The sequence below is a fragment of the bacterium genome (assembly GCA_035308905.1).
Taxonomy (GTDB): Bacteria; Sysuimicrobiota; Sysuimicrobiia; order Sysuimicrobiales; family Segetimicrobiaceae; genus DASSJF01.
In genome coordinates this window covers 1-25,584 of sequence record DATGFS010000050.1, presented here as the reverse complement: position 1 = coordinate 25,584, position 25,584 = coordinate 1, and the positions used below count along the sequence as shown (strand labels likewise).

29 protein-coding genes are annotated in these 25,584 nt (G+C 69.1%); 19 read left to right on the top strand and 10 right to left on the bottom strand.

From position 1 onward, the window contains the following. Positions 1–231 precede the first annotated feature (231 nt). The 15 genes from proC to VKT83_15465 all read left to right on the top strand — a co-directional run bounded on the left by proC (position 232) and on the right by VKT83_15465 (position 13,733). The gene (gene proC / locus VKT83_15535; GenBank protein HLY23877.1) at positions 232–1,065 is read left to right on the top strand and encodes a pyrroline-5-carboxylate reductase; all 834 of its coding nucleotides are present in this window, start codon (positions 232–234) and stop codon (positions 1,063–1,065) included. 205 nt (positions 1,066–1,270) lie between these two features. Beyond that, positions 1,271–2,881, top strand: coding sequence for an ABC transporter substrate-binding protein (locus VKT83_15530; protein HLY23876.1), 1,611 nt, complete (start codon positions 1,271–1,273; stop codon positions 2,879–2,881). A gap of 211 nt (positions 2,882–3,092) precedes the next feature. Then, positions 3,093–3,524 carry a thioesterase family protein gene (locus VKT83_15525; protein ID HLY23875.1) on the top strand — a complete coding sequence of 144 codons (432 nt, stop codon included), beginning with the start codon at positions 3,093–3,095 and terminating at the stop codon, positions 3,522–3,524. A gap of 81 nt (positions 3,525–3,605) precedes the next feature. Continuing rightward, positions 3,606–4,853: a S1 RNA-binding domain-containing protein gene (locus VKT83_15520; GenBank protein HLY23874.1), complete on the top strand. Its 1,248-nt coding sequence runs from the start codon at positions 3,606–3,608 to the stop codon at positions 4,851–4,853. After that, positions 4,854–5,654: an enoyl-CoA hydratase/isomerase family protein gene (locus tag VKT83_15515; GenBank protein ID HLY23873.1), complete on the top strand. Its 801-nt coding sequence runs from the start codon at positions 4,854–4,856 to the stop codon at positions 5,652–5,654. Positions 5,655–5,777: 123 nt separating this feature from the next. Next, the gene (locus VKT83_15510; protein ID HLY23872.1) at positions 5,778–5,969 is read left to right on the top strand and encodes a hypothetical protein; all 192 of its coding nucleotides are present in this window, start codon (positions 5,778–5,780) and stop codon (positions 5,967–5,969) included. Continuing rightward, the gene (locus VKT83_15505; GenBank protein ID HLY23871.1) at positions 5,970–6,239 is read left to right on the top strand and encodes an OsmC family protein; all 270 of its coding nucleotides are present in this window, start codon (positions 5,970–5,972) and stop codon (positions 6,237–6,239) included. Between the two features lie 79 nt (positions 6,240–6,318). Further along, positions 6,319–6,561 (top strand): zinc ribbon domain-containing protein, encoded by a 243-nt coding sequence (locus VKT83_15500; protein HLY23870.1) that lies wholly within the window; start codon positions 6,319–6,321, stop codon positions 6,559–6,561. 134 nt (positions 6,562–6,695) lie between these two features. Continuing rightward, a complete protein-coding gene (locus VKT83_15495; GenBank protein ID HLY23869.1) occupies positions 6,696–8,048 on the top strand; it encodes a flagellar biosynthesis protein FlgA in 1,353 nt (450 codons plus the stop codon). A gap of 346 nt (positions 8,049–8,394) precedes the next feature. Then, positions 8,395–9,180: a trypsin-like peptidase domain-containing protein gene (locus VKT83_15490; protein HLY23868.1), complete on the top strand. Its 786-nt coding sequence runs from the start codon at positions 8,395–8,397 to the stop codon at positions 9,178–9,180. Positions 9,181–9,509: 329 nt separating this feature from the next. Then, the gene (locus tag VKT83_15485) at positions 9,510–10,517 is read left to right on the top strand and encodes a plastocyanin/azurin family copper-binding protein (protein HLY23867.1); all 1,008 of its coding nucleotides are present in this window, start codon (positions 9,510–9,512) and stop codon (positions 10,515–10,517) included. Between the two features lie 23 nt (positions 10,518–10,540). Further along, positions 10,541–11,053 carry a thiamine pyrophosphate-binding protein gene (locus tag VKT83_15480; GenBank protein HLY23866.1) on the top strand — a complete coding sequence of 171 codons (513 nt, stop codon included), beginning with the start codon at positions 10,541–10,543 and terminating at the stop codon, positions 11,051–11,053. A 7-nt stretch (positions 11,054–11,060) separates the two neighbouring features. Further along, a complete protein-coding gene (locus VKT83_15475) occupies positions 11,061–11,687 on the top strand; it encodes a thiamine pyrophosphate-dependent enzyme (GenBank protein HLY23865.1) in 627 nt (208 codons plus the stop codon). A gap of 19 nt (positions 11,688–11,706) precedes the next feature. Continuing rightward, positions 11,707–12,627 (top strand): acetamidase/formamidase family protein, encoded by a 921-nt coding sequence (locus tag VKT83_15470; protein ID HLY23864.1) that lies wholly within the window; start codon positions 11,707–11,709, stop codon positions 12,625–12,627. Next, entirely contained in the window at positions 12,624–13,733 is a 1,110-nt protein-coding gene (locus VKT83_15465; GenBank protein HLY23863.1) for a mandelate racemase/muconate lactonizing enzyme family protein, read from the top strand. The genes VKT83_15470 and VKT83_15465 overlap by 4 nt, the downstream gene beginning before the upstream one ends. Here the strand turns inward: VKT83_15465 and VKT83_15460 are convergent. Beyond that, positions 13,652–14,401, bottom strand: a complete 750-nt coding sequence (locus tag VKT83_15460) for an endonuclease III (protein ID HLY23862.1) — start codon at positions 14,399–14,401, stop codon at positions 13,652–13,654. The genes VKT83_15465 and VKT83_15460 overlap by 82 nt on opposite strands. A gap of 131 nt (positions 14,402–14,532) precedes the next feature. On the opposite strand from VKT83_15460, the gene VKT83_15455 reads away from it, so the two are divergent. Genes VKT83_15455 through VKT83_15445 form a run of 3 tightly spaced genes read left to right on the top strand, consistent with a single transcriptional unit; the run spans position 14,533 to position 16,757 of the window. Continuing rightward, the gene (locus tag VKT83_15455) at positions 14,533–14,940 is read left to right on the top strand and encodes a DUF3052 domain-containing protein (protein HLY23861.1); all 408 of its coding nucleotides are present in this window, start codon (positions 14,533–14,535) and stop codon (positions 14,938–14,940) included. Positions 14,941–14,950: 10 nt separating this feature from the next. Further along, complete coding sequence (locus VKT83_15450) at positions 14,951–16,327, top strand: amidohydrolase family protein (GenBank protein ID HLY23860.1); 1,377 nt, start codon at positions 14,951–14,953, stop codon at positions 16,325–16,327. 40 nt (positions 16,328–16,367) lie between these two features. Then, positions 16,368–16,757 (top strand): SRPBCC family protein, encoded by a 390-nt coding sequence (locus tag VKT83_15445; protein ID HLY23859.1) that lies wholly within the window; start codon positions 16,368–16,370, stop codon positions 16,755–16,757. A 13-nt stretch (positions 16,758–16,770) separates the two neighbouring features. Here VKT83_15445 and VKT83_15440 read toward each other — a convergent pair whose 3' ends face one another. The 9 genes from VKT83_15440 to VKT83_15400 form a co-directional block, all read right to left on the bottom strand. Continuing rightward, on the bottom strand, positions 16,771–19,497 hold the full coding sequence (locus VKT83_15440) for a GNAT family N-acetyltransferase (protein HLY23858.1): 2,727 nt from the start codon (positions 19,495–19,497) through the stop codon (positions 16,771–16,773). A gap of 9 nt (positions 19,498–19,506) precedes the next feature. Then, on the bottom strand, positions 19,507–20,196 hold the full coding sequence (locus VKT83_15435) for a CBS domain-containing protein (protein ID HLY23857.1): 690 nt from the start codon (positions 20,194–20,196) through the stop codon (positions 19,507–19,509). Between the two features lie 111 nt (positions 20,197–20,307). Further along, positions 20,308–21,018 carry a response regulator transcription factor gene (locus VKT83_15430; protein ID HLY23856.1) on the bottom strand — a complete coding sequence of 237 codons (711 nt, stop codon included), beginning with the start codon at positions 21,016–21,018 and terminating at the stop codon, positions 20,308–20,310. 106 nt (positions 21,019–21,124) lie between these two features. After that, a complete protein-coding gene (locus VKT83_15425) occupies positions 21,125–21,814 on the bottom strand; it encodes a CBS domain-containing protein (GenBank protein HLY23855.1) in 690 nt (229 codons plus the stop codon). Positions 21,815–21,832: 18 nt separating this feature from the next. Further along, the gene (locus VKT83_15420; GenBank protein ID HLY23854.1) at positions 21,833–22,348 is read right to left on the bottom strand and encodes a universal stress protein; all 516 of its coding nucleotides are present in this window, start codon (positions 22,346–22,348) and stop codon (positions 21,833–21,835) included. A gap of 99 nt (positions 22,349–22,447) precedes the next feature. After that, entirely contained in the window at positions 22,448–22,732 is a 285-nt protein-coding gene (locus VKT83_15415) for a metal-sensing transcriptional repressor (protein ID HLY23853.1), read from the bottom strand. Positions 22,733–22,751: 19 nt separating this feature from the next. Then, entirely contained in the window at positions 22,752–23,261 is a 510-nt protein-coding gene (locus VKT83_15410; protein HLY23852.1) for an OsmC family protein, read from the bottom strand. A 108-nt stretch (positions 23,262–23,369) separates the two neighbouring features. Continuing rightward, entirely contained in the window at positions 23,370–24,425 is a 1,056-nt protein-coding gene (locus tag VKT83_15405) for a twin-arginine translocation signal domain-containing protein (GenBank protein ID HLY23851.1), read from the bottom strand. Continuing rightward, a complete protein-coding gene (locus VKT83_15400; GenBank protein HLY23850.1) occupies positions 24,410–24,811 on the bottom strand; it encodes a transcriptional repressor in 402 nt (133 codons plus the stop codon). The genes VKT83_15405 and VKT83_15400 overlap by 16 nt, the downstream gene beginning before the upstream one ends. Positions 24,812–25,068: 257 nt before the next feature. Between VKT83_15400 and VKT83_15395 the strand changes: the two genes are divergently transcribed. Beyond that, positions 25,069–25,584: zinc permease (locus VKT83_15395; protein HLY23849.1), on the top strand; the 516-nt coding region annotated here is incomplete at its 3' end.

Here is a 25,584-nt window from a genome sequence, read left to right as displayed (position 1 = left end):
GGTCCGCCCGAGACAGCGATGAAGTGCTTCCAACGGCGCCGCGCGGCACGTGCCGGCGGTCCGGTGGGAGAACAAAGGTGGTACCGCGGAAGCGTCCCTTTCGCCCTTTGGCGAGAGGGGCGATTTATTTTTCGGCCCCCGCTGACGCGGGGATTGGCCGGCGGGATGCGCCGGCGTCGCCCCCTTGCGGGGACTAGCCGGCGGGATGCGCCGGCGTCGGAGGACACGGCCATGAGATGGTCTGGCACGATCGGATTCATCGGCGCCGGCAACGCGGTAGACGCGCTCGTGCGCGGTCTGCTCGGCCGCGGCGTGGTCACGCCGGAGCGCTGCCTCGTGACCAACCGCAGCAACGACGTCCGTCTGGCGCGGCTGGCCCGCGAGCGGTCCGTCGTCACGACCCGGGACAAGGTGCGGCTCGTCCGTGACGCCGACGTCATCGTCATCGCCGTGAAGCCGTCCGCGGTGCCGGAGGTGTTGGGCGAGATCGCGGGGCATGTGGAGGCGCGGCACCTCGTCATCTCCGTCGCGGCGGGCATCCCGCTTGAGACGATTGAGACGGCGCTCGGCTCGGTCGCCGTGGTCCGCGCCATGCCGAATACGTCGACCGCCGTCGGCGAGTCCGCGACCGCGATCTGCGGCGGCCGCCACGCCGACGACGCGCATCTGCGCGTGGCGCGCGCGCTCTTCGAGGCGGTCGGGCGCGTCGTCGAGATACCGGAGCGTTTCTTTGATGCCGTGACCGGCGTCTCCGGCAGCGGTCCTGCGTACGTCTACCTCCTGGCCGAGGCGATGATCGAGGCCGCCCAGCGCGAGGGCCTGGACCGCGAAGTTGCCATCGAGCTGGTCTCGCAGACGGTGCTCGGCGCCGGGAAGATGCTGGTCGAGACCGGAGACGACCCCGCCGTCCTGCGCGCGCGGGTGACGTCTCCGGGGGGAACGACGATGGCCGCCATGGAAGTGCTTACGGAGGGCGGATTCCTGGCGACGGTCGGACGCGCGATTGCGCGCGCGACCCGCCGAGCCGCCGAGCTGCGCGGACTGCCGGCCGCGCGCGTCCGCTGACCGACCGGCACCGTTCCGACACGGCCCCGTCCCGAGGCGCGACGCCGACGCCCGCGCCCAACCGGACGGGGCCGTTCCATTTTCGCCGCGCGGCGCCCGGCCACGGAGGGCCGCTCACCGCCCGGCGCGTATCCTAACGCCAGCGACGTGTTGCCGCGACGCGCTGTCGCCGCGGCGGCCGCGTGCTCGAAGGGGGAGGTGGTGCATGAGTCACGCACGGCCGCGTAGGTGGCTTCCGCTGCTCCTCATCCTGGCGATGACGCCGCTCGGATTCTGGGGCGTCGCGCAGGCCCAGGCGGCAAAGACGCTGGTCATCGCCATCGGCGCCGATCAGACCGGCATGGATCCGCAGACCGTCGAGAACAACGAGTCGGGCTTCATCATGTCCACGATTTACGACTCGATCGTGAACTACAAGGTCGGATCGAGCATCCCGGGCCCCGGCCTCGCCGAATCGTGGACTATCTCGCCCGACGGCAAGGTCTACACGTTCAAGCTGCGGCGCGGCGTCACGTTCCACGACGGCACGCCGATGAACGCGCACACGGTCGCGGCCGACGTGGATCGGGCGATCAATCCGCAGAACCCGTGCTACGTCTTCAACCGCAAGTCGGTCGACACGTACGACGACTTCACGTTCGGGTCGGCGAAGGACAACACCGTCGCCAAGATGGATGTCGTCGACGACTACACATTGCGGTTCACGCTGCCCCAGTCGAACGCGCCGTTCCTCTCGAGCCTGGCGATGATCTGGCAGGGCATCGTCTCCCCGGAGGCGACCAAGAAGTACAACTGCGACGCGAGCCAGCACCCGGTGGGCACGGGGCCGTTCAAGTTCGTGGAAGCCGTCCGCAACGATCACGTCACGGTCGATGCCAACGCCGCGTACTGGGGCGGGCGGCCGAAGGTGGACCGCCTCGTGTTCCAGGTCGTCCCCGAGAGCGCGACGCGGATGCTCAAGCTCGAGCGCAACGAGGTGCAGGTTCTTGCCGACGTCCCGCCGTCCGACTACTCGCGGGTGACCGGCAACAAGGCGCTCAAGCTGTATACGCAGGCGGGCCTCACGATTCTCTACGTCGCGATGAACAACGGGCTCGATCCGTTCAAGGACAAGCGGGTCCGCCAGGCGATGAACTACGCGGTCGACAAGGAGGCGATCAACAAGGGCCTCTACGGCGGCGCCACGACCGCGACGCAGGGCATGCCGCCGGTGCTGTGGGGCTACGCGAAAGACGTCAAGCCGTACCCGTACGACGTCAACAAGGCCAAGGAACTGCTGAAAGAGGCCGGGTTCGCCAACGGCTTTACCGCGGAGATGATGGTCTACGCGAACCCGCGCGGGTACAACCCGGTGGGCGGGGCCAAGCTTGGTGAGGCGGCCCAGAGCTACCTCGCGAAGGTCGGCGTGAACGTCAAGATCACCCAGTATGAATGGGGCGCCTACCTCCAGCGGTTGCGCCACACGGAGTGGTCCGGCTTCGCGATCTGCGGATGGTCCGGCGACAACGGCGACCCCGACAACTTCCTCGGCGATCTCTTTGAATGGAGCGAGGCGAACGGCGCGGCGCGGACCAACAACTGCACGCGGCACCACAACCCCGCGTTCGACAAGCTGATCCAGCAGGGCCGGCTCGTCTCCGACCAGCCGAAGCGCGCGCAGATCTACATGGACGCAAACCGGATGCTCCACGACGACGCGCCCGGCATCTTCATGAACTATACGAACCAGGTGCGGGCGGCGCGGACGAACGTCCGCGGCTTCACGCTCAACCCGCTGCAGATGTTCTTCCATATGGAGCAGGTGTCGCTGCAGTAGCGGCGGCCGCGCGTGTTCCGGGCCCGGCGCCCCCGCTAGGCGGGCGCCGGGCTCGGGTGTTTCCGGCCGCGCCAGAACCGGATCGGCCGGACCTCCGTATGACATGGGCAGGACCTCGGAGGCTGCACCCCGCGGGCGCGGGTCCGGCCGGCGGGATGCGTCGGCGTCGCCGTCGAACCGTGGGCATTGCCGCAGCATTCGGAGGTCCCCTGTGTACGTCTCGGAACTTGACATTCGAGTGCGGTACGCGGAAACGGATCAGATGCGGGTGGCGCATCACGCGGGCTACCTGGTGTGGTTCGAAGCGGGCCGCACCGAGTACATCCGCGCGTGCGGGCGATCGTACGCGCAGCTCGAGGAGGACGGATGGCTGTTGGTGGTGATTGAGGCCCACTGCCGCTACCGGCACCCCGCACGCTACGATGACGTCCTCACTCTCCGTACGCGGCTTCGAGAGCTCGGCCCGGCCCGGCTGTCGTTCGGCTACGAACTGGTCCGCGCCGCGGACGGCGTGCTGCTCGCCGACGGCTGGATGGTTCACGCGGCCGTCGACCGGGGCGGACGGGCGCGGCGCCTGCCGGAATCGATGCGGCGCCTCTTGGGCGAGCGGGCAGGAGCGATGAACGGTCCAGAGAACCAATGACATCCCGGCCGCGGACATGCCCCGCGCGTTCCCGCGTGGAGCGGGACGGGCCGGCCGGGTGATGGAAAGGTGGCTGTGGCAATGATCGACGATAAAACACAACCGAACTCGGGCGACGACGTCGACTTCGCCCACATGCCGGCCCTCACCGAGCGGCAGATCGTTCAGGGTACCGTGGTCCGGGTCGACAGCGAAGGCGTTCTCGTGGACGTGGGCGCCAAGTCGGAGGGCTTCATCCCGCCCAAAGAGCTCTCCGCCCGCGGCGACGCCGTCGAAGGCATCACGGTCGGCGACAAGATCGACGTCTACGTGATGAAGGTCGAGGGCGAGGAAGGCAACATTCTGCTGAGCAAGAAGCGGGCCGATCTCGCGCGCGCGTGGGACCGCATCCAGGAGGCCCACCGGGACGGCGTTGTCCTGCACGCGATGGTCGTGGACAAGGTCAAAGGCGGGCTGGTCGTCGACCTGGGGCTTCGCGGCTTCGTTCCCGGCAGCCACGTCGACCTCTCTGAGGCGAAGGGCCGCCAGTTCGAGTCGCTGGTCGGCCAGAGCATTCCGCTCAAGGTCATCGAGGTCGATCGCGGCAAGGGCCGCGTCATTCTCTCGCACAAGACGGCGGTGGCCGAAGAGCGCACGAAGCGGCGCGGCGAGCTCCTGACCTCGCTCGAGGAGGGCGAGATTCGCGAGGGCACCGTGAAGCGCCTCACCGATTTCGGCGCGTTCGTCGACATCGGCGGCGTCGATGCGCTCCTGCCGATCAGCGAGATGTCATGGACCTACATCAAGCATCCGTCCGAGGTCGTGCGCCGCGGCCAGCGGCTCAAGGTCGCGGTGCTCCGCGTCGACCAGGAGGCGGGGCGCATTTCGCTCGGGCTCAAGCACATCCTGCCCGATCCCTGGCAGCATCTCGGCGAAACGTACCGGCCGGGCCAGACGGTGTCCGGCAAGGTCGTGCGGACGGTCGCGTCCGGGGCCTTCGTGCGCCTGGGCGAGGTGGACGCGTTTATGCCGATCTCGGAGCTCGCGGACAAGCGCGTCGGAAAGGTCGAGGACGTCTTGACCGTGGGGCAGACGATCGAGGCGCTCGTCACGGAGGTCCGCGTCGAAGAGCGCCGCATGATCCTCAGCCTGAAGCGGCTCGCGCGGCAGCGCGAGCGCCAGCAGGTCAAAGACTACATCTCCAGCCAGGAACCGTCCGGGCGCGTCACCATCGGCGACATCGCCGGCGATCTGCTTCGCCGCGCCGTAACGACGCCGGAGCCGAGCGCGCCCGCGGACGCTCCGGCGGCCGAGGCGCCCGCGCCGCCCGACAAGGCGAAGGCCGGCTAGGTGCCGACGCCCGCCACGGCCGGCTCTGCTCATATGCTCTTCGACGTCGAGGGTGGGGTGGCGCGGCTCACCGTCAACCGCCCCGAGCAGCGGAACGCGATGACGTGGGCGATGTACCAGCGCCTCGTCGAGATCTGCGAGGAAGTCGATCGTGACGATCGCATCCGCGTTCTCGTCGTCACGGGCGCCGGCGGCCGCGCGTTCATCTCCGGCACCGACATCTCGCAGTTTCCCGCTTTCCGCGGCAACCCGCAGGCCGGCATCGAGTACGAAGAGCGCATCGACGAAGTGACCGGCCGGTTGGAAGCCGTCGGCAAGCCGACGATCGCGTCGATCCGCGGGTTCGCGGTCGGCGGCGGCATGGGCATCGCCATGACGTGCGATCTCCGGATCGCCTCCGAAGATTCACGGTTCGGCATCCCGGTGATCCGGCTCGGCAACTGCCTGTCCATGAACAACTACGCCCGCATGGTGGCGTTGATCGGCCCGGCGCGCGCCAAGGAAATGATCTTTACGGCGCGGCACGTCGAGGCGCGCGAGGCGCTCGCGTGGGGCCTCGTGAACGAGGTCGTTCCGCCGGAGATTCTGGAGGCGCGCACGCGCGAGCTCGCCGAGGCGATCGCCGCGGCGCCGCCGCTGACGCTCCGCGCCAGCAAGGAAGCCGTCCGCCGCGTGATCAACCGGCTGCTTCCCGAGAGCCGCGGCCACGATCTCATCGGCATGTGCTACAACAGCGCCGACTTCCAGGAGGGCGTCGCGGCCTTCCTCGACAAGCGTACGCCCCGCTGGACCGGACGCTGAGCCCGCGCGTCCGCCGGCCGCGCTTCTTTCCTTTATCAAGGGTTACACGGTCCGGCGGCAGCGGACGCGCGGCGATCGGCGCCGATGCGCCGCCGCGATCGTGGAACGAAAGGGAGGCGATCGATGAGCGTCGTGCACCTCGCACGGGCCCGCGTCTACCAGGAGAAGCGTCCCAACCGGCGGGCCTTCCTCGGAGACTTTCCCGAGCCGGTCCGGTACGGCGTGAACACCGGCATCAAGGATTTCTACAAGATGGAACCCGAGGAGGAGCTCCCGAGCACGCTCGACCACCTCGTCGGCGCGGCCGCGGGCTGACTGACCGGCACCCTCGCGGGCGCGCTGGAGGCGCGCGGGATCCCAAGTCACCCGGACAAGCTCTGGACCGAGGCGGAAGGCACGATCGAGGCGCCGGAACGCGTGATGCGGCTGACGACGATGCGCGTCACCTATCATCTCCGCATCCCGCAGGGCAAACGCGCCGACGCCGAGCGCGCGCTTGCGGTATTCGAGCGCGGCTGTCCCATCGCGCAGACGCTCAAGGGATGCGTGGAGATCTCCCACGCCTGGGAGATCACCGAGGAATAGGCGGAGCGGACGGCGGAGGAGAACCGCCGCCGCCGGACGAATCGGCAGGGGAGTACATTTGAGGGATGGGTGATCGCCGATGACGTACGTGTTTCGCTGCGCGTCCTGTCGCCACGAGTTCGAGATCATCGCGACGGTCGCCGAATACGAAAGCCGCGGCTTGCCGGCCTGTCCGAAGTGCGGCAAGGCGGCCGCCAGGCGCGTCTTCACGCCCGTGATGGTGATGACGGGGGCGCGCACCGGGGCGTCCGACGCCGGAGATCTCCCGTCCGGCGGCGGCTGCTGCGGCGGCGGCGCGTGCGGCTGCGGACACGTACACTAGCGGAGCCGATCGAGTCCACGTGACGGTATAAGCGCACCCGGCCGGCTGGCGTCGCCAGCCGGCCGCGGCGTCTGTCCGCGGCCGCCTGCCGGCGGCCGCGGTGCGCTGCCTGCGATCATACCGGGGAGGCCTGCATGTTGAACGAACGCCTGGCCGCCCGCGAGCGGGAAGGCCGTCCGATCCGGGTGGGCGTCGTCGGCGCCGGCCGGTTCGGGACCATGATTGTCTGCCAGCTGGCGGCGATGCGCGGGATGCGCCCGTCCGTCGTGGCCGACCTCGACCCGGCCCGGGCCCGCGCCGCCCTCGCGCTCGGCGGCGTCGCCGGCGACCGCGTCGTCGAGGCGGACCGCGCCGGCCGCGCGAATCCGGTCATCGCGCGCGGGGATTCGGTCGTCACCACCGACAGCGCCGTGCTTGTCGAGAGCGACCTGGACGTCGTCGTGGACGCGACCGGGAGTCCCGAGGCCGCCGCCGCCACGGCGCAGGCCGCGATCCGCCGCGGCCGCCACGTCGTGATGGTGACGGTCGAAGCCGATGTGCTCGTCGGCTCGGTGCTGCGCCGCGCCGCCGACGAGGCCGGGGTCGTGTACTCCGCCGCGTACGGCGACCAGCCGGCGTTGATCTACGAACTGTACGACTGGGCGGCCGCGCTGGGGCTCGAAGTCGTCGCGGCGGGGAAGGGCACGAAGTACCTTCCGGCCTACCGCAAGGGCACCCCCGACGACATCTGGGAACGCTACGGCATGCCCGGGCACGCCGGCGCCGGCCTCAACCCCAAGATGTACAACTCGTTCACCGACGGGACGAAGAGCGCCATCGAGATGGCCGCGGTCGCCAACATGACCGGCCTGCGTCCCGACGTGCGCGGCATGCACTTTCCACCGGTCGGGACCGACCGCCTCCCCGAAGTCCTCAAGCCCCGAGAGGAGGGCGGCATCCTCGGCCACTCCGGCGTGGTGGAGGTGGTCAGTTCCATCGACCGTGACGGGCGGCCGGTGCCGAACGATCTCCGCTGGGGCGTGTACGTCGTCTTTACGTCGCCGCGCCCGTACGTGCGGGGCGCGTTCCGCGACTACGGGCTCGCGGTCGATGCGAGCGGCCGCTATGCCTCGTTCTACCGCCCGTATCACCTCGTCGGGCTCGAGCTGCCGGTCAGCGCGGCGCGGGCGGTCCTCGACGGCGCGCCCACGGGGACACCGAGGCCGGTTCCCTGCGCGGCGGTGGTGTCGGCGGCCAAGCGCGCGCTGCGTGCGGGCGAGGTGCTCGACGGCGAAGGCGGCGCCACGGTGTACGGGCTCGTCGACGACGCGGCGACAGCAGTGCGGGAGCGGCTGCTGCCGATCGGTCTCTCACACGGTGCCAGGGTCCTGCGACCCGTGGCCGAAGACGGGCTCGTGCATCTCGAGGATGTCTCGCTTGAGACATCGGGGCCGTTATATGCGCTCTGGAAGGAGCAGCAGGCATTAGTGGCAAGCCAGGTCCGGTAGACGCCGGATAGTGTCATCGTGTCTGCGGAAGTTCCGAGATGTGCATTACCGCAATGAGCAAACCATGCCAACTGTCAGCGACCTCGTCCAGGCGGCGCTCAGTCGTGGGTTGCTTGTCACCAACGACACCGGCGTCATAATCGGCCCCACTGCGGCGCATAGTGCCCACCTGCCCGCCGGCCAACACCGCGGCGCCGCGTGGCCGCCTGATCGCACTCCGCTAATTAGTGCCTCAAGCCCAAACTGTCCGACCGACGTCCACCGTTATGTCCCGGACCATCTGATTGAGGATGAATCCGGACGGTACCGTTACCACGTATGGTCCAAGCGACCGGTGCGCTGATCAATGGGTCGTAAGTTGATCAGGATACGCTTGGTCGTCGTCGCCCTCGTGACGGTCTCGTCTCCCTTGGCGGCCCAGCCGCCTGTGCCGTGGGAAACCGTGTTTGAAATCCAGGTGGCGCAGAGATCGCTCAATGAGCAGGTGGCCACAGTTTCGCGAGGCACGGGATTCTTTATCGCTTCGGACGGCACGGCCGTGACCAACAGTCACGTGGTCGCTCGGGCCGTCAATGAGCCAAGTCGCTATCGGTTAATCGCCGTAATCCATTCAAGCCTGGGCCTTGAATTGTTCGACGTTAACGTTGGATGCACGAATGCTCTCCTCTATGATGCAGATACCATCGATCCCACCACCCCCGTGCACCTCGGCCGGGACGTGGCACTGATCCACGTGGTACCCTCGACGCTTCCGTTCCGACACCTGTCGTGGAGCGTGCCCGCCGGCGGTCATCTCTCTGCGGAGGTGCATACGGGGCGGTTGCCGGACTTTCCGTTTCTGCCCATCGCCGGTGAAGCGATCGCCGGCACGCGCATTTGGGTGATCGGCTTCGGGCCGACCGCATCCCCGCTGAGCCCGCAGGTCACAGCGGGCTCCGTCATCCGAGTGTTCCGGGCGCGGGATCGTACGAGGGTCCTGAGCATCGGACTCCAGGGGCGTGCCGAGCACGGGTTTAGCGGATCGCCGGTCATAGACGAACGCCGCGAGGTCGTGGGCTTGTGGACGTGGGGCACGTCGGGAACACTCGGAGCGGCGCAAAGCAACGAGGTTCTGTTGCGCCCGTGCGAGTGAGACGGTCCGGTTCGGCGGATGGGCGCGCTGGTGGGGTGTCCGTCTGTGTGAGGAAGTGCTTGGGGCTCTACTCGGCGGCTCTTTTGTCTCAGAAAGCCCTGATTTCTACTCAGACCTTGACTTGTACATCGTCGGGCACGATGAGCATTTCGCAGATCTGCCTGCCGAGAGGGAGACCGCCGCGGTGTACTGAGTGGGAGACGGGGTGACGGGAGCGGTCAAGATACCGTCAACCTTGGAGGAATCAGGACACACGAATGGAAATTCCGGTTCCGTTCGAAGACCATGCTGTCGGTTCGCGACACGATGTACGCGCGGGGGGTGCGTGAATGACTAGGGTTATTGCCGTGGTACTGGCCGTGGGAATGCTGCTGCTTGTTCCGCTGCCGCCGCAGGCGGGCGCGGCAAAGACCTGGATCGTGCGGGCCGGGGCGTCCGCCACGAACCAGGCGGATCAGGCGCTGCTGTTTCTCCCGGGGCAGATCACTATCGATGAAGGGGACGCGGTCCAATGGACGCGGGCCGCGTCGGAGCACACCATTTACTTCCCGGCGGGCCAGAAGAACCCGGATCTGATCATCCCCGGCAAGTCCAAAGGGCAGCTGCTGTGGAACCCGGCCGTCTTCTTTGCCACGCCGCGGAAGATCTATGACGGCGCCGGGTCCAATAGCGGCGGCGCGCTGCTTGCCGATCCTCAGGCACCGCAGAGCTACACGGTGACCTTCACGAAAGCGGGCACCTATAAGTATCTCTGCATGTTCCATCCGGGGATGGAAGGGACCGTCGTCGTCCAGCCCGCGGGCAGCGCGTATCCGATGACCCAGGCGCAGTACGATCAGGCGGGCGCCGCGCAGGCGCAGGCCGCGCTGGCGAAAGCCGCGGCGCTCCGGACGGCGGCAAAGCCCGTGGTCGCGGTCGCCAACGGAAAGCGTACCTACACACTGAACCTCGTCGGTTCGATGAAAGACGGTGCCACGGTCTACCGCTTCCCGGTCCAAAGCCTCGCGATCAACCGGGGTGATACGGTCACGTGGGTGATGCAGGACCCGACCGAGCTGCACACCGTCTCGTTCGGGGTCGGGAAGCGCTATTTCGATATCGCGACGATGGTCCCTCAAAAGCAGGGGCCGCCCACGCTGCTCGTGACTCCCGAGGTCATGGCCCCGTCGGGCGGCGGCGTCCACCAGGGGACGGGATTCTACAACTCCGGGTTCATGATGACGGAAGGGCCGGGCGTGCGGAGCTACAGTCTCACGTTCACGAAGCCGGGCACGTTCGAGTACACGTGCGCCGTGCACGATGAGTTCGGCATGAAGGCGACGGTCGTCGTGCGATAGACGGCGCCCGGCCGAGCGCGCGCATGAGCGAGTGGTCCGGCACGATGATCAAGTGCTTTACCGGCGGCGGAATCCGGTTCGTCACGTACGTGCCGGACAAGGTGCTGATCCCGCTCATCGACGGGTTTCAGGCCCATCCCGGCGTCACCGCGTTCTCCGCGACGCGGGAGGAAGAGGCGGTTGGCATCGCCGCCGGCGCGTCGCTCGGAGGGGCGCCGGCGGCGGTGTTGATGCAGAGCAGCGGGTTCGGCAACATCCCCAACGCGCTCGCGTCGCTGCTCGTGCCGTACCAGCTGCCTGTCGTGCTCGTGATCTCGGAACGCGGCGTGCTCGGCGAGTTCAACGCGGTCCAGGTGCCGATCTCCCGGGTGATCCGGCCTGCGCTCGACGCGCTCGGCATCCCGCACGTCACGCTCGAGCGGGAGGACGAGGTCGAGTTTCTCGTGACCCGCACCCTCCACCAGTGCCACCGCACCCAGCAGCCCGCGGCGCTGATCCTGTCGCCGAGATTGACCGGCGGCAAGATGGAAGGGTAGGGGAGCGATGGACGCGGCCGGCACGGACGCGCGCGGCAGGGTGGGCGGCAAGGCGATGAGCCGGCTCGACCTGACGCGGCGGCTCGTTGAGCGCCTGACCCACGGCGAGATCGTGGTCGCCGGCATCGGGAACGCCAACTTCGATCTGTTCGCGGCCGGCCCCCGGCCGGAGAACTTCTACATGCTCGGCAGCATGAGCCTCGCGGTGCCGATCGCCCTCGGCGTGGCCCTCGCGCAGCCGTCGCGCCGTGTTTTCGTGATCGAAGGGGACGGCTCGGTGTTGATGAGCCTCGGCGCGCTCGCCACCGTCGCGATGGTTGCGCCGCAGAACCTGACGGTCATCGTCTGGGACAACGGGACGTACCAGATCACCGGCGGTCAGACGGCCGCCACCGCGGAGGCCACCGATCTCGTCGCGGTGGCGCGCGGAGCGGGCATCGTGCAGAGCGAGTGGGCGCGGGACGAGGCTGAGTTCGAGCGGCTGATCGGTGAGGCGCTCGCGGGGCGCGGTCCGCGCTTCATCGGCGCGCTGGTGAATCAGGAGCCCGGCGCCGCGCGCCCGGAACGCGACCCGGTCCTCGTGAAGGACCAGTTCATGCGCGGCATCGGCGCGAAGCCGTCTCGCCCGGCGTAGAGCCGGGGCGCAACCAAAGATGGCCGTTCACCGGTTCGTCCCCCAGGCCTACCACACGACCATGGCCACGCGGGAGGCCGCGCTCGTCGTCGCCTCCGGCGACACCGTCATGACGACCACCGTGGACGCGCGCGGGCAGGACGCGTCCGGCCGGCAGGTCACCGAGCGCGGGAACCCCCAGACGGGGCCGTTCTTCGTGGACGGCGCCGAGCCGGGCGACCGGCTCAGCGTGCGGCTCGAGGTGCTGCGGCCGAACCGGCGCTGGGGCTGGAGCGCTACGGCGATCGCGCCGAACGTCCTCGATCCCGAGGCGGTCGCAGAAGCGCCGGGACCGGTCCAGGGGCGCTGGGACGTCGACGTGGAGGCCGGCACCGCGACGCTGCTCGAGCCGGAGACGCGCCTCGGCCGTCTCACGCTCCCGGTCGATCCGATGGTGGGGTGTTTCGGCGTGGCCCCGGCGCGGGGCCAGGCGATCTCCACCGCCACGTCCTCGACGCACGGCGGCAACATGGATTACCGGGGGTTCGTGGCCGGCGTGACCGCCCATTTTCCCGTCTTCGCGGCGGGCGCGCTGTTCTATATCGGCGACGGCCACGCGGTCCAGGGCGACGGCGAGATCGCCGGCACCGGCGTCGAGATCTCGTTCGACGTGCGCTTCACGCTCACGCTCACCAAACGGGCGCCGCTCGAATGGCCGCGCGGCGAGACCGCCGACGAGATCTTCACACTCGGCAACGCGCGGCCGCTCGACCAGTGCGTGCAGCACGCGACGACCGAGATGGTCCGCTGGCTCGTCGACGGCTACGGACTCGACGCGCGCGGCGCCCACCTGCTGCTCGGCCAGGCTGCGCGCTACGATCTCGCCAACGTCTACGATCCCGCCTATACGATGGTGTGCCGGCTGTCGAAGCGCCTCTTGCCCCCGGCCAAGATCTCGTGAAGATCGCCCGCGTCGAGGTCTACGGATACGATCTCCACTACATCCACGGCACGTACGTGATGTCGGGCGGACGCGAGGTCGCCGCGCTGCCGAGCACGGTCGTTCGTCTCGTCACCGACGAAGGCGCGGAGGGGTGGGGCGAGGTTTGCCCGCTCGGGACCACCTACCTGCCCGCGTTCGCGGACGGCGCGCGGGCGGCGATTCGCGCGATGGCACCGGCGCTCCTCGGCGCCGACCCCCGGCATCTAGGCCCGGTTAACGACCGGCTGGACGGCGCCTTGGCCGGGCACGCCTATGCCAAGAGTCCGATCGACATCGCGTGCTGGGATCTCCTCGGGCAGGCGGCCGGGTGTCCGCTCACGGTCCTGTTGGGCGGCCGCCGCCAGGACCGGTATCCGCTCTACTTCGCGGTGCCGCTCGGGACGCCGGCCGATATGGCGGCGTACACCGCGGCGCGGCGGGCGGAAGGCATCCACCGCTTTCAGCTCAAGGTCGGCGGGCGCCCCCACGAGGACTTCGCCCGCGTGCGGCGGGTGCTCGAGGCGACCGGGGACGACGACGTCGTGATCGCCGACGCGAACGGCGGCTGGGCGCTGCAGGACGCGATCGTGGCGGCGCGGCTCTTGGACCCGCTGCCGCGCGTCTACCTCGAGCAGCCGTGCGCGACGCTCGAGGAGTGTCTCGCCGTGCGCCGCCACACGACGCTGCCGATGGTTCTCGATGAAGTGATCACAGACGTGCCGTCGCTGCTGCGCGCCGCGGCGGCCGGAGGACTCGAAGCGTTCAACCTTAAGATCAGCAAGGTCGGCGGCCTTACCAAGGCGCGCCTCCTGCGGGACCTCGCGGAATCGCTCGGGCTGCGCGTGACCATCGAGGATACGTGGGGCGGCGACCTCGTGACCGCGGCGGTCAGCCATCTCGCCGCGAGTACGTCCGCCCGGGCACTCTTCACCGTCTCGTTCATGAACGATTGGGTGAAGGAGCATCTCTGCGGCTACGAGCCGCGCTCGCACGCCGGGATCGGTCAGGCGCCCTCCGGTCCCGGTCTCGGGGTGCGCGTCGACCGCGCCCTGCTCGGATCGCCCCTCTTCAGCGCAGCGGCGTAATCGCACCAGGGCCGGATCGGACACACCTCGCAGCGCGGCCGTCGCGCCGCGCAGACTTCCCTGCCGTGCCGCACCAGGAAGCGGTGGAGCGGCCCGTACCGCGCGGGCGGTACCAGCGCTTCCATCCAGGCGTGCGCGTCCTCGGTGGACATGCGCGCCGGAATGAGCCCGAGGCGGCGCCCGACGCGGTCGACGTGCGTGTCGACCGCGAACGCCGGTTTCGCGAGCCCGAACTGCAGCACGATCGCCGCGGTCTTCGGGCCCACGCCGGGGATGCTCCGCAGCCACGCCCGCGCCTCGTCGCGCGGCCGCCGGCGGAGAAACGCGAGCGACAGCCGGCCGCGCTCGCGCTCGAGGCGCCGCAGCACGGCGTGGATCCGCGGCGCTCTGAGCGAGGCGAGCCCCGCGGGCCGGATCGCCGCGGCGATCTGCGCGGTGGAGGCCGCGCGAACGGCCTCCCACGTCGGAAGACGGCGGCGGAGCTGCGCGTAGGCTCGGTCGCTGTTCGTGTCGCTCGTGTGCTGGGAGAGGATCGTTCCGATCAGCATGCCGAGCGGATCGCGGGAGCGCCACGGCCGCAGCCGATACAGGCCCCGCAGCACGCGGTCCACGGCCGCGGCCTTGCGGCGCAGCGCGGTCGGGGGCGAGGCGAAACCGCGGGATGGCATGAGCTCCAATTCAAGGCTCGCCGCATCCGGACCCTTCCCGGTGCGGCAACGCCGTTGCCGGCGAGACCAAGTGATGCGGACGATTGGTCCGGAGAAATGGCTGTACAATCAGAGAGAGGCGAAGAGAGACGATGAAGACCGCCGGTTACTCCGGGACCCCGCTCCCCCGGAAGCTCGGCATTAAAGCCGGGCAGAAAATCTGGTATTCCGGAGCGCCGGATGGATACCAGCGCGAGATATCGAAGGTCGGGAGATTGGAAGTTGCCGGGAAACTCGGGAAGGGGCAGGACTTCATTCACTTCTTTGCCAGCCGGCGCGCCGCGTTGAACCGCGAAATACAGAGGCTCCGCGATTCGATGAAGCCGGACGCCATACTCTGGATCTCGTGGCCAAAGAAGTCATCAGGAGTCGTGACCGACCTCGACGAGAACGTCGTTCGCGAGGTCGGACTCGCCGCGGGCCTTGTGGATGTAAAGGTGTGTGCGGTGGACGACGTTTGGTCTGGATTGAAGTTCGTTGTTCGGCTTCGAGACCGGTGATCGCCGTGCGATGGACGTGAAGGCGTTCGATCTCGTCGTCACGGGCGGGGACGTTGTCACGTCCTCGGCGGTCCGCCGGCTCGACGTCGGCGTGCGCGACGGCCTGATCGCCGCGCTCGGCGCGCCGGGCACGCTCGGAGAGGCCGCGCGCGTCATCGACGCCGCGGGCAAAGTGGTGCTGCCCGGAGTGATCGACCCGCACGTCCACTGCCGCATCCACAGCCACCACGTCGACGACCTGCCGACCGTGCTGGAGGCCGCGGCGGCGGGCGGGGTCACGACCGCGCTCGTGCACCTCCTGCCGACCGCCACGGTTCAGGCGACGCCGCTCGACCTCTTGGAGGAGTTCCGCGACCTCGGACGCCGCGAGGCGCCGATCGACTTCTCGTTTCACGCCTGGCTGCCGGAACGCCCGGGCACGCTCGAGCAGATCCCGGAACTCCTCGCCGCGGGCATCCCGTCGTTCAAGCTGTTCTGCGCGTACAAGTCGATCGGGCGAATGGCCTCCGACGCCTTTCTGATCCGGGCGATGGACACGATCGGCCGCCGCGGCGGGGTGCTCCTCGTGCACGCGGAGGACGGTGAGTTGATCGACGCCCGCATCGCCGTCCAGCGCGCGGCCGGGAGGAACGGCCCATCGGACTACCGCTGGACCCATCCCCACGAGGCCGAATGGATCGCGGTGGCCAAGACCCTCGGCTACGCCCGGGCGGCAGGGTGTCCCTTGTACGTCGTGCACGTCAGCACGCCCCGCGGGGTCGATCTCATCGAGGACGCCAGGCGCGACGGGCAGCGCGTCTGGGCGGAGACCTGCGTGCAATACTTGGAATTGACCGACGAGCTGCTGACCCGCTGGGGGCCGCTTGCCAAGATCAGCCCGCCGCTCCGCGACGCGGCGGCCAACGAGGGTCTGTGGCGCCATCTCGCGGCCGGCCGCATCGATGCGGTCGGCTCCGACCACTCGCCGCACTCCCGCGAGACCAAGGCGGCGGGATACCGGGACATCTTCGACGCCTGGTACGGCGCGCCCGGCGTGCAGACGCTGCTGCCGGTGATGTGGGACGCGTTCTGCCGCCGCGCGCTTCCGCTTCCGCTGCTGGCCCGCGTGTTGAGCGAAGCGCCCGCGCGGATCTTCGGCCTCGAGCACAAAGGCGCGATCGCCCCCGGTCTGGACGCCGATCTTGTGATCATGGACCCCGACCGCGAGGTCGAGCTCCGCAGCAAGGACCAGATCGGGCAGAGCGGCTACACTCTGTACGAGGGCCGGCGCGTCCGTGGATGGCCTGTGACGACGCTCCGGCGCGGCGAGATCCTCGTCGACGGCGGCGCGCTGCGGCGCCGTCGAGGCGGCGGCCGCTTCCTTGCGAGGCGGTCGGATCCGGCCTGACCAAGGGAACGGCGAGCGTTCGGTACAGAGGAGGGACGTCATGCCGAAGACGATCCGGCAGACCGCCACGTTCAGGGCGAGCCCGCGCGCCGTGTACGAGGCGCTTATGGACTCGCGCAAACACAGCGCGTTCACCGGCAGCCCGGCCCGGATCGAGCGGCGCCCGGGCGGACGGTTCACCGCCTACGGCGGCTATCTCGAAGGCGTCACGCTCGAACTTGTGCCCGACCGGAAGATCGTGCAGTTCTGGCGCTCGCGGAACTGGCCGCCGTACCACTATTCCACCGTCACGTTTGCGCTGACCCCTGTCCGCGGCGGCACGCGCCTTCGCTTTACACAGCGGGGCGTGCCCAACGGCGACTACCGGGCAAAGCGAGGCGGCTGGGTCTCCTCCTACTGGGAGAAACTGAGGACGTACCTGGAGCGGTAGCGGGTGGCGGGCACTACGGCGCCCGCCCCAGCAGCGGCGGCACCTCCACCGGCGCGACGCGTACGCGCACATCGACAAGGGTGGCGCCGTGCTCGTGCACGATCACCGGGTTGCAGTCGAGCTCGGCGATCTGCGGGAGGTCCTCGACCATGGCGCCGATTCTGACGACTACGTCGGTCAGGGCGCCGACATCGGCCGGCCGCCGTCCCCGGACCCCCGCGAGCGCGGGGGCGATCTTGAGATCGGCAATCATCTCGCGCGCGTCCCGTTCGGTGAGCGGTGTGAGCCGGACGGCGACGTCGCGCAGCACCTCCACGAGCGTCCCGCCGGCGCCGCACGCGACGACCGGGCCGAAGCGGGGATCGTGCACGACGCCGACGATCATCTCCGTGCCCGGCGCGGCCATCGCCTGGACGAGCCATCCGGTCGCCTCGAGGCCCGCCGCGGCCACGGCCCGCTCGATCTCGCCGGCCGCCGTTTGCACCGCTTCCGGACTGGCCAGGCCCAGCCGGACCCCTCCGACGTCCGTCTTGTGGAGGAGCTGCGGCCCCGTGGCTTTGAGCGCGACCGCCCCGGCGCCGGTGTCGCGCATCAAGGCCTCAGCGGCTGCGACGGCCTCGGCCGGGGTGGCCCCGGCCCGCTGCGATACGAGCGGCAGACCGTAGCACCGGAATAGTGCCTCGGTCTCCCCGCCGGTGAGCCAGCCGGCTCCGCGGTCGAGGGCCGACGTGATGACCGCCCGGGCGTCCCCCCGCCGGATGTTCGTGAACGCGGGCAGAGGGGCGGGCGGGCGCGACCGCCACTCGCCGTAGCGGGCGGCTCTCGCGAGGGCGATCGCGGCGGCCTCGGGAAAGGCGTAGGACGGCAACCGCACGTCGTGCGCGCGCAGCGCTTCCGGCACACCGCGGGTGGACATGAACACCGTGAGCATCGGTTTGCGCCGGTCGATCTTCCGCGCCGCCTCGACGAGGGCCTCGGCGACGTCCGCGGCCTCGGTGACGAGCGGCGGCACGAAGATGACGACGACCGCGTCCACGTTGGGATCGGCGGCGACGATACCGACGGTCTGGCGGTACTGATCCGCGCTGGCCGCGGCGAGCATGTCGACCGGGTTCTGCACGCTCGCCTCCGGCGGCAGCAGAGCGCGGAGGCGCGATTGCGTCTCTTCCCCGAAGGCCGGCAGCACGAGGCCCTGGGCCTCGCAGCCGTCCGCGCAGAGGACACCGGCGCCGCCGCCATTTGTCACGACGGCGACCCGGTTGCCGGCCGGCGTGGGCTGATTGGCCAGCAGCGACGCGACGTCGAAAAGCTCTTCAAGCGTGTCGGTCCGGATGACGCCGGCCTGCCGGAACAGCGCATCGACCGTGACGTCCGAGGCGACGAGCGCGCCGGTATGCGACGACGTGGCCCGGGTGCCCGCGGGCGAGCGGCCGCTCTTGACTGCGACGATCGGCTTCGTGCGGCCGACCCGGCGGGCGATCCGGGCGAACCGGCGCGGGTTGCCGAACGACTCGAGGTAGAGCAAGATGACGTCCGTGCCGGGGTCGGTCTCCCAGTAGTTGAGCAGGTCGTTGCCGGAGATGTCGGCCTTGTTGCCTACCGAGACGAACGTCGACAGCCCGAGGCCCAACGACGCGGCGTAATCGATGATCGCGAGGCCGAGCGCGCCGCTCTGCGTCGAGAACGCCACGCGTCCGGCCGGCGGCATCTGCGGCGCGAAGGTCGCGTTGAGCCGCACCGCAGGGTCGGTGTTGAGCAGACCCATGCAGTTGGGACCGACGAGGCGCATGCCGCTCGTGCGGCAGATCCGGACCAGCTCCGCCTGGCGGGCTTTGCCCTCCGGTCCGCCTTCGCCGAACCCGGCGGAAATGACGACCAGCGCGCGGACGCCCGCGTCCGCGCACTGCGCGGCGACGTTGCACACGTGCTCCGCCGGGACGGTCACCACGGCGAGGTCGACCGGGCCGGGGATCTCGCCGACCGTCGGATAGGCCGGTACACTCTGCACCACCGGCGCGGCCGGGTTGACCGGATAGACGGGCCCTTCGAACCCGTCGCGCAGCAGGTTGTGGAAGACTTCCCCGCCGATCGTGCCGCGGTGGCGCGACGCGCCGATCACGGCGACCGCGCGCGGCGCAAAGAACGCGCGCAGCGCGTTCTGCGCCGCGACCTGATCCCGCTGCTCGAAGCTGGCGAGCGCCTCTTCGGTCAGCGACGTCGGAAAGGTGACGAGCAGCTCCCAGCCGCTGTAGTGGACGTCAACCGGGAATCCCGCCTGCCGGAACACGTCGATCATACGGTGGTTGTCGGGCAGCACGAAAGCCTGAAACGTGTGAATCTGGTGGCCGGCGGCGATCTCCGCCAGCTGCCCGAGCAGGATCGTGGCGACCCCGCGGCCCTGGTAGGCGTCCGCGACCGCGAACGCCACCTCGGCGTGGTCGCCGTCCACGGTGCTGTAGGAGGCATCGGCCACGATCTGCTGCCGCGGGCCGTGGGTGGCAACGAGGCCGACCCGGCGCACGTGATCCACGCCGAGGTCGCGGCGGACCTGCTGGATGAGCGCCGCGTCCGACAGCGGCGAGAAGAACCGCATGACCCGCGCGTCCTCGGACAGCGCTGCGTAGAACGCCAGCAACCCCGCCTCGTCGTCGGGCCGGATCGGACGCACGTGCAGGGTGGAGCCGTCGCGCAGGACGACGTCCGTCTCGCGAGAGGCCGGGTAGGGAACCGTCGCGGCCATCGGCCGGTCCTAGAAGGCGACCCTGCCGAGCGCGAGGTCGTCGATACGGTAGGCGAGGTCGTCCGCGCGCACGGCCACCACGCCGTCCACCGCGCGGATCCACTTGACCACGAGCGCCCAATCGCTGTGCCGGTCCACCGTGCCCGCGACCGTGACGATGCCGTCGGCGCACTTCACGGCGAGGGTGCCCGGATCGATGTAGAGCTCACGGGCAAGCGTCTCGCGGATCGTCTGCACGATGCTGTCATCGCTGCGCAGGAAGACCTTCAAGACATCCGCCCGCGTCACGATCCCGGCGAGCCGGCCCCTCGATACAATGAGAATCCGGTTGATGCGGTGCCGCAGCATGAGGTGCGCCAGTTCCTGGACGGTCGCCTCTTCGGCGGCCGTGATGATATTCTCGGTCATGACGTCGCGCGCGACCGTACCGGTCGCCTTGCGGTACCGGCCCAGCATCCGCTCGAGCCGAAGCGAGCGGCTGTGCCACGAGAGAAGCGGGGGCTGCGGCGACGGCCGGTCTTCCTTCTCGAGCAGGTCGGCTTCCGTGACGACGCCGAGCACCCGCTGATCGTCGTCCACGACCGGCAGGCCGCTGATCCGGGACCGGAGCATCAACTCGACGATCTGCCGCACCGGCATCTCCGGACGCGCGGTGACCACCGGACTCGACATGATCTCACGGGCCGTGACGTGCCGCATCGGCGCCCTCCCTGGGAACGTGCCCTTCAGGAAGAGTATCGCATGCGACCGGCGGGCGGCCCATCGGGCGGGCGCATGAACCGAGGGTCGGGCGGCGAACCGACGGCGGCGTCAGGCTTCGATGAGCCCCTTGCGAATCGCGTACCGGACGAGCATCGTCCGGTCGTGCAGGTTCAGCTTTTCCATGATGTGGGTGCGGTGTGTCTGCACGGTCTTGACGCTGATGAACAGCTTCTGCGAGATTTCCTGGTTGGTGGCGCCTTCGGCGACGAGGGTGAGGATTTCCCGCTCCCGCTCCGTCAGGCCGTCGTAGTGTTCGCGGCCTTCGCCGCTCTCCAGCCGCTTCAGGTAGTCCGCGACGACCGCCTTCGCGACGGAGGGATAGAGGAACGCCTCGCCGCGCCGCACGGCGTGAATGGCCTGCACGAGATCGGTCGCCGCGGCGCGCTTGAGCACGTACCCGGAGCCGCCGGCCTTGAGGAGCTGGAACACGTAGGTGTCGTCGTCGTGCATCGTGAGCGCGAGCGTGTGTGCGTTCGGCAGCGCGGCCTTGATCTGGCGCGTCGCCTCGATCCCGTTGATGCCCGGCATGCTGATGTCGAGGACCGCGACGTCGGGCTTGAGCTTCTTCGCCATCTCGACGGCCTCGAGCCCGTCCTCGGCCTCGCCGACGACATCGATGTCCGGCTCGTTGCTCAGGATCATCTTGACGCCCTGGCGGACGATCGCGTGGTCGTCGGCCAAGAGCACTCGGATCTTGCCGCGGGCCGGGGCCGGCACAGGAGGCACCTCGTCGTCGGTTCGCTTGCCCGATTGTACCATGGCTGCAGCCGCCTCTTCGCGTATTTCCGCCCAGCCTATCAACGCGATCAGGCGCCCGCATCGGGCGGGCGCCTGATCGCACCTCAGGTCTCGAACCGGTTTCCCGTCAGCGCAGGCTGTCGGTGCGAACCGGAATCCGGCGCTCGTCGAGCGCGTACCGAAGATCCCGGTCATCGACGCCGACCACGCCTTCCGTCCTGGCGGCCCACCGCCGGACCAGTTCGGCATCCGCGTGCGTGTCCACGACTCCGGCCAGCGTCACCACGCCGCCGCGGCAGGAGATTTCGAGCGCGTCCGGATTGATCCACAGCTCGTGCGCGATCCGCCAGCGAAGGTCGGTTGCGATGGCCGCGTCGGGCCGGACCAGCGTGCGCAGAATGTCGGCGCGGGTCACGATGCCCTCGAGCCGTCCCGCCTCGACGATCGGAATCCGATTGACGTCGTAGGTAATCATCAGGTGCACGAGCTCCTGCACGGTCGCGTCGGGACCCGCGCTCACCACGCGCGTCGTCATCAAGTCGGCCACCGACCTCGCGGTGGTCTTCGGCGAGCCGTCCAGCGCCTTGGCCAGCACCGTCAGGAGGCGGGGGAGCCCGGCTTCGGCCTCGTCCGCGATGGCCCCCTCGATCTTCTCCATCACGTCCGACTCGGATACGACACCCAGCAGCGCGCCGCCGCGGTCGACGACGGGTACGCCGCTGATGCTGTGCGCCACCATCAGTTCCGCCAGCTCTTTGAGCGACGCCTCCGGGTGCACCGTGACAACCGGGGTGCTCATCAACTCGCGCGCGCGCATCGACGGTCTCCTTTCCCGCTACGAAGCTTTTGCCGCGGCCAGCCGGTCGCGCGCCGTCTGGGGCGTCGCGACGGCCCAGGTCTGCGGGGCGCCGCGCAACATCATGACCGGGCACGGCGAATGGCGCACCACGGCCTCGGCCACGCTGCCGAGCACGGCCCGCCGGAATCCGGCCCGGGCGTGGGTCGCCATGACCACCATGGCGGCCTTCAGCGTCTCGGCGACCGCGGGGATCTCATCCTCGGGATGGCCGACGGCGACGAATTCGTGGAGCTGGACCGTCCGCCGCGCCTCCGCCGGCACGAATGTGGTGAACCACCAGCGCAGGTACACGCGGCCTTCGTCCATTTGCTGGTCGACGAATTTGCCCTGATCCAGGCCCTCCTCGACCTCGCGCGGCAGAAGCACTCTCAGCAGCACGAGCGTGCCGCCCAGCCGGCGCGCAAGATCGGCGGCGTACGTCGCGGCACCGACGGACGCCTGCGATAGATCGGTCGGTACGAGCACCACAGGCCCAGTCAGCGGAGTATCCATTGTGCATCCCCTCCCGTCAATCCCAGCCCAGCGTACCCGGCGGAGAGGGCCGGGCCTATCGGCCGGGTGCTCGATTTGGCATACGGCGTGCGCCGGACTTTATTTGAGCATCAAGAAGGTCTTCTTCAGTTTGTTGAGGGTCGCCGCGGCCTGCGGCTGCCCATTCAGCTCCATGCGGAGGCAACGTTCGAGGCCCGCCGCGACCAGATCGATGGCCACGCGATCGAGCGCGGCGCGGGCCGCCGCGACTTGCTGCGCGATCTCGGCGCAATCCCGCCCGGTTTCCAGCATCCGCTGCAGCCCGGCCACTTGGCCTTCGATTCGCCGGAGCCGGGTCTGGATCGCCGTTTCGACGTCCTTGTCCAGCCGCAACGTTGCGGGCATGCGGGCCACCCGTCGTTCGCTATCGCGCCGGAGCGGCGAGGCTCGGTTGCTCGGCGTGGGTGTCAATGACCGTCGTGTCATACGTGACCGGAGCGGCCTTACGCAGCATCGCGGACACCGAGCAGTATGTGTCTTGGGAGAGGGCGACCGCTTTCTCCACCTGGTCGACCCGGAGCCCGGGTCCCGCGGCCACATACCGCAGATGGATCGCGGTCAGCACTTTGGGATGCGTGCCGGCTCGATCCGCCGTCACCTCGATCGTGAACCGATCGACGGGCGCGCGCATTTTCTGAAGAATCGGGATGACGTCCATGCCGGTGCAGCCGGCCAGGGCCAGCATCAGCGTCTCCATCGGCGACGGTCCGCCGGCGGTGCCGCCGTGCTGAGGATCGGCGTCCATCACAGCGCGGAGCCCGTCTGCGTTGGCGCCCTCAAACCGCATTCCGGACGTCCACTGCGCCTGCACGTGCATCTGCATCGCGCTCACCTCGCCGCCGCGGGGGCGGCCGATTGGCGGGTGCGCTCGCACGCCGCTATACTCCCACGGGTATCACTCTAGGCGGCGTGCGCGCGGTCTGTTATCGGGCCCTGGCTGGATTGCGGGTAGGGCGGCTGCCGGATCACGGCGCCGTGCGCGTTACGCAGGCGTGCGGGTCAGGAACACTCCGTGGGGAGAACGCCCGGTGGGAAAGGTGTTGAGGATGCGCAGGGTGCGGGTGTCGATCACCGTGGCCGTGTCGCCGTACCGTCCCGACACCCACAACCGCGACTCGTCGGGGCTCAGCGTCGGCATATCGGGGCCCCCGGGAACGTGGAACTTCGCCGCCACCCGCTGATGCGGCACGTCGAAGGCGCTGACTGTATCTTCGGCCCGGTTCGTGACGTAGATCGTGCGGCCGTCGCGCGTCATGATCATCTCGTGCGCGTCCTTGCCGCTGTGAACGCGTTTTGTGAGTTTCCACTCGTCGGTCGCGAACACGGTGACGGTCCCGGCGCCGCCGCTCGCGACGAAAAGATGCCGCGCATCCGGCGACAGCGCCACTCCCGCCGGCAGCGGATCGACCGGGAGGCGGTGGATCAGGGTCATGCTGCGGGTGTCAATCACGGTCACAACGTTCGAATACTGGTTCGCGTTGACGTACCAGCCACGATCATCGCTCAGCGCGAAGTGACTCGGCCGGCGGCCCGTCTCGATCCGTTTGACGCGGCGAAACGTACGCGCGTCATGGATCTCGACGAACGTGTAGCGGAAGGCCACCTTGTAGAGATGGCGGCCGTCCGCCGTGAACGTGATGTTGTAGGGGTCGAGGATCGGGATGCGCCGGACCGGCCGCAGCGTACGAAGGTCGATCTCGATCATCTCGTTGCTCGTGGTGTTGCAGCTGTAGACGGAGCCGCCCTGGAGGCTCCGGTGGAATTTGTGCGGCTCGCGCCCCACGCGCAGCGTCCCGAACGGTTCCAGGGACTGCCCATCCGCGAGCGTCACGGTGTCGCTGAGACTGTTCGCGATGAAGGCCACGAGCCTCGGCTTCGACGTCGCGTCGCGGGCGGTCGAAGGCGGGGCGGCATCGGCCGGTGATCGTGGGAGCGCAGGTGATCCGAGGGCGGCGAGGCCCGCGGCGGCCCCGGCCCGTTGTAGGAACGCCCGGCGGGTGAGGGGGGACGTGCGGGCGGCGGTCAAGTCGCTGCGCACCGCTCACACCGTCCGTGCACGATCAGCGACGCGCCTCGCGCGTCGAAGCCGCGGGCGGCCTGCCGGACGAGAGGCATCAGCACTGTGGGATCCACCGGCAGATCCACCACCCGCCGGCAGACGTCGCAGACGAGGTGGCCGTGGGGAGTTGTGTTCTGCTCCCAGTGCGTCGCCCCTCCGGGAAGAGGGAGAGGCGCGACCAGACGCAGTTCCGCCAGTTCGTGCAGAATCGCATAGACCGTCTTCAGCGCGAGGCCCGGCACGGTACGCCGGATGCGGCCGTGAAGCCCTTCCGCCGTGGGATGGCCCTCGGCCCGCTCGAGCGCCTGGAACACGGCCATCCGTTGGGCCGTGATGTTGCGGTCCTGCGCTCGGAAGGCGGCCACCGCCTGGCTTGTCGAAAACCTTCCCACCCTGAAGTTGCCACCTTTTTACGAGGACTAGAGGTTGGCGATTCCCGCGGCGCCGTGCGCTGCAAGGCCTGGCGGTCGCATCGCTCGTGCCGCTCTTGACGGCTATTCCTGACCATAGCACTCTAGAATCTGCTCGGCAAGCCAATATCGCACATGCGATCGTCGGCGCCGACGCCACGAGCATACGCATACGCGTCGTAACATGCTCGCTTTGGGGGGGGTAAACGAGGATGACAATCTGGCAGACGACCGCGCTCGGGGCTTTGGCCGGGTTTACCATCTATTTGGGACTGCCGGTCGCCCGGCTGGGGCCGCGGACGAAGACGCTCCAAAATCTGTTGAACGCCGTCGCAATCGGGGTGCTGCTCTTCCTCGTGTGGGACATTCTCTCGAAGGCCCAGGAGCCGATCGACGGGGCGCTCAAGGCGGCCATGAAATCCGGCCATTGGAGCACCTTCGGCTCCCTTGTGTTCATGCTCGTGCTGGGACTGGTCTTCGGCCTGGTCGGCCTGGTTACGTTCGCCGCCGCCGCCCACCGGCGGTCATCCCCGGGCATGCCGCGCGCTTACCAACTGACGCTGCTGGTCGCGACGGGGCTCGGTCTTCACAATTTTTCTGAGGGCCTCGCCATCGGCCAAGCCGCCTCCACCGGCGCGATCGGGTTCGCGATCGTGCTCATCGTGGGATTTGGGCTGCACAACGTTACGGAGGGGTTCGCGGTCGCGGCGCCGGTGGCCGCCGCCGGC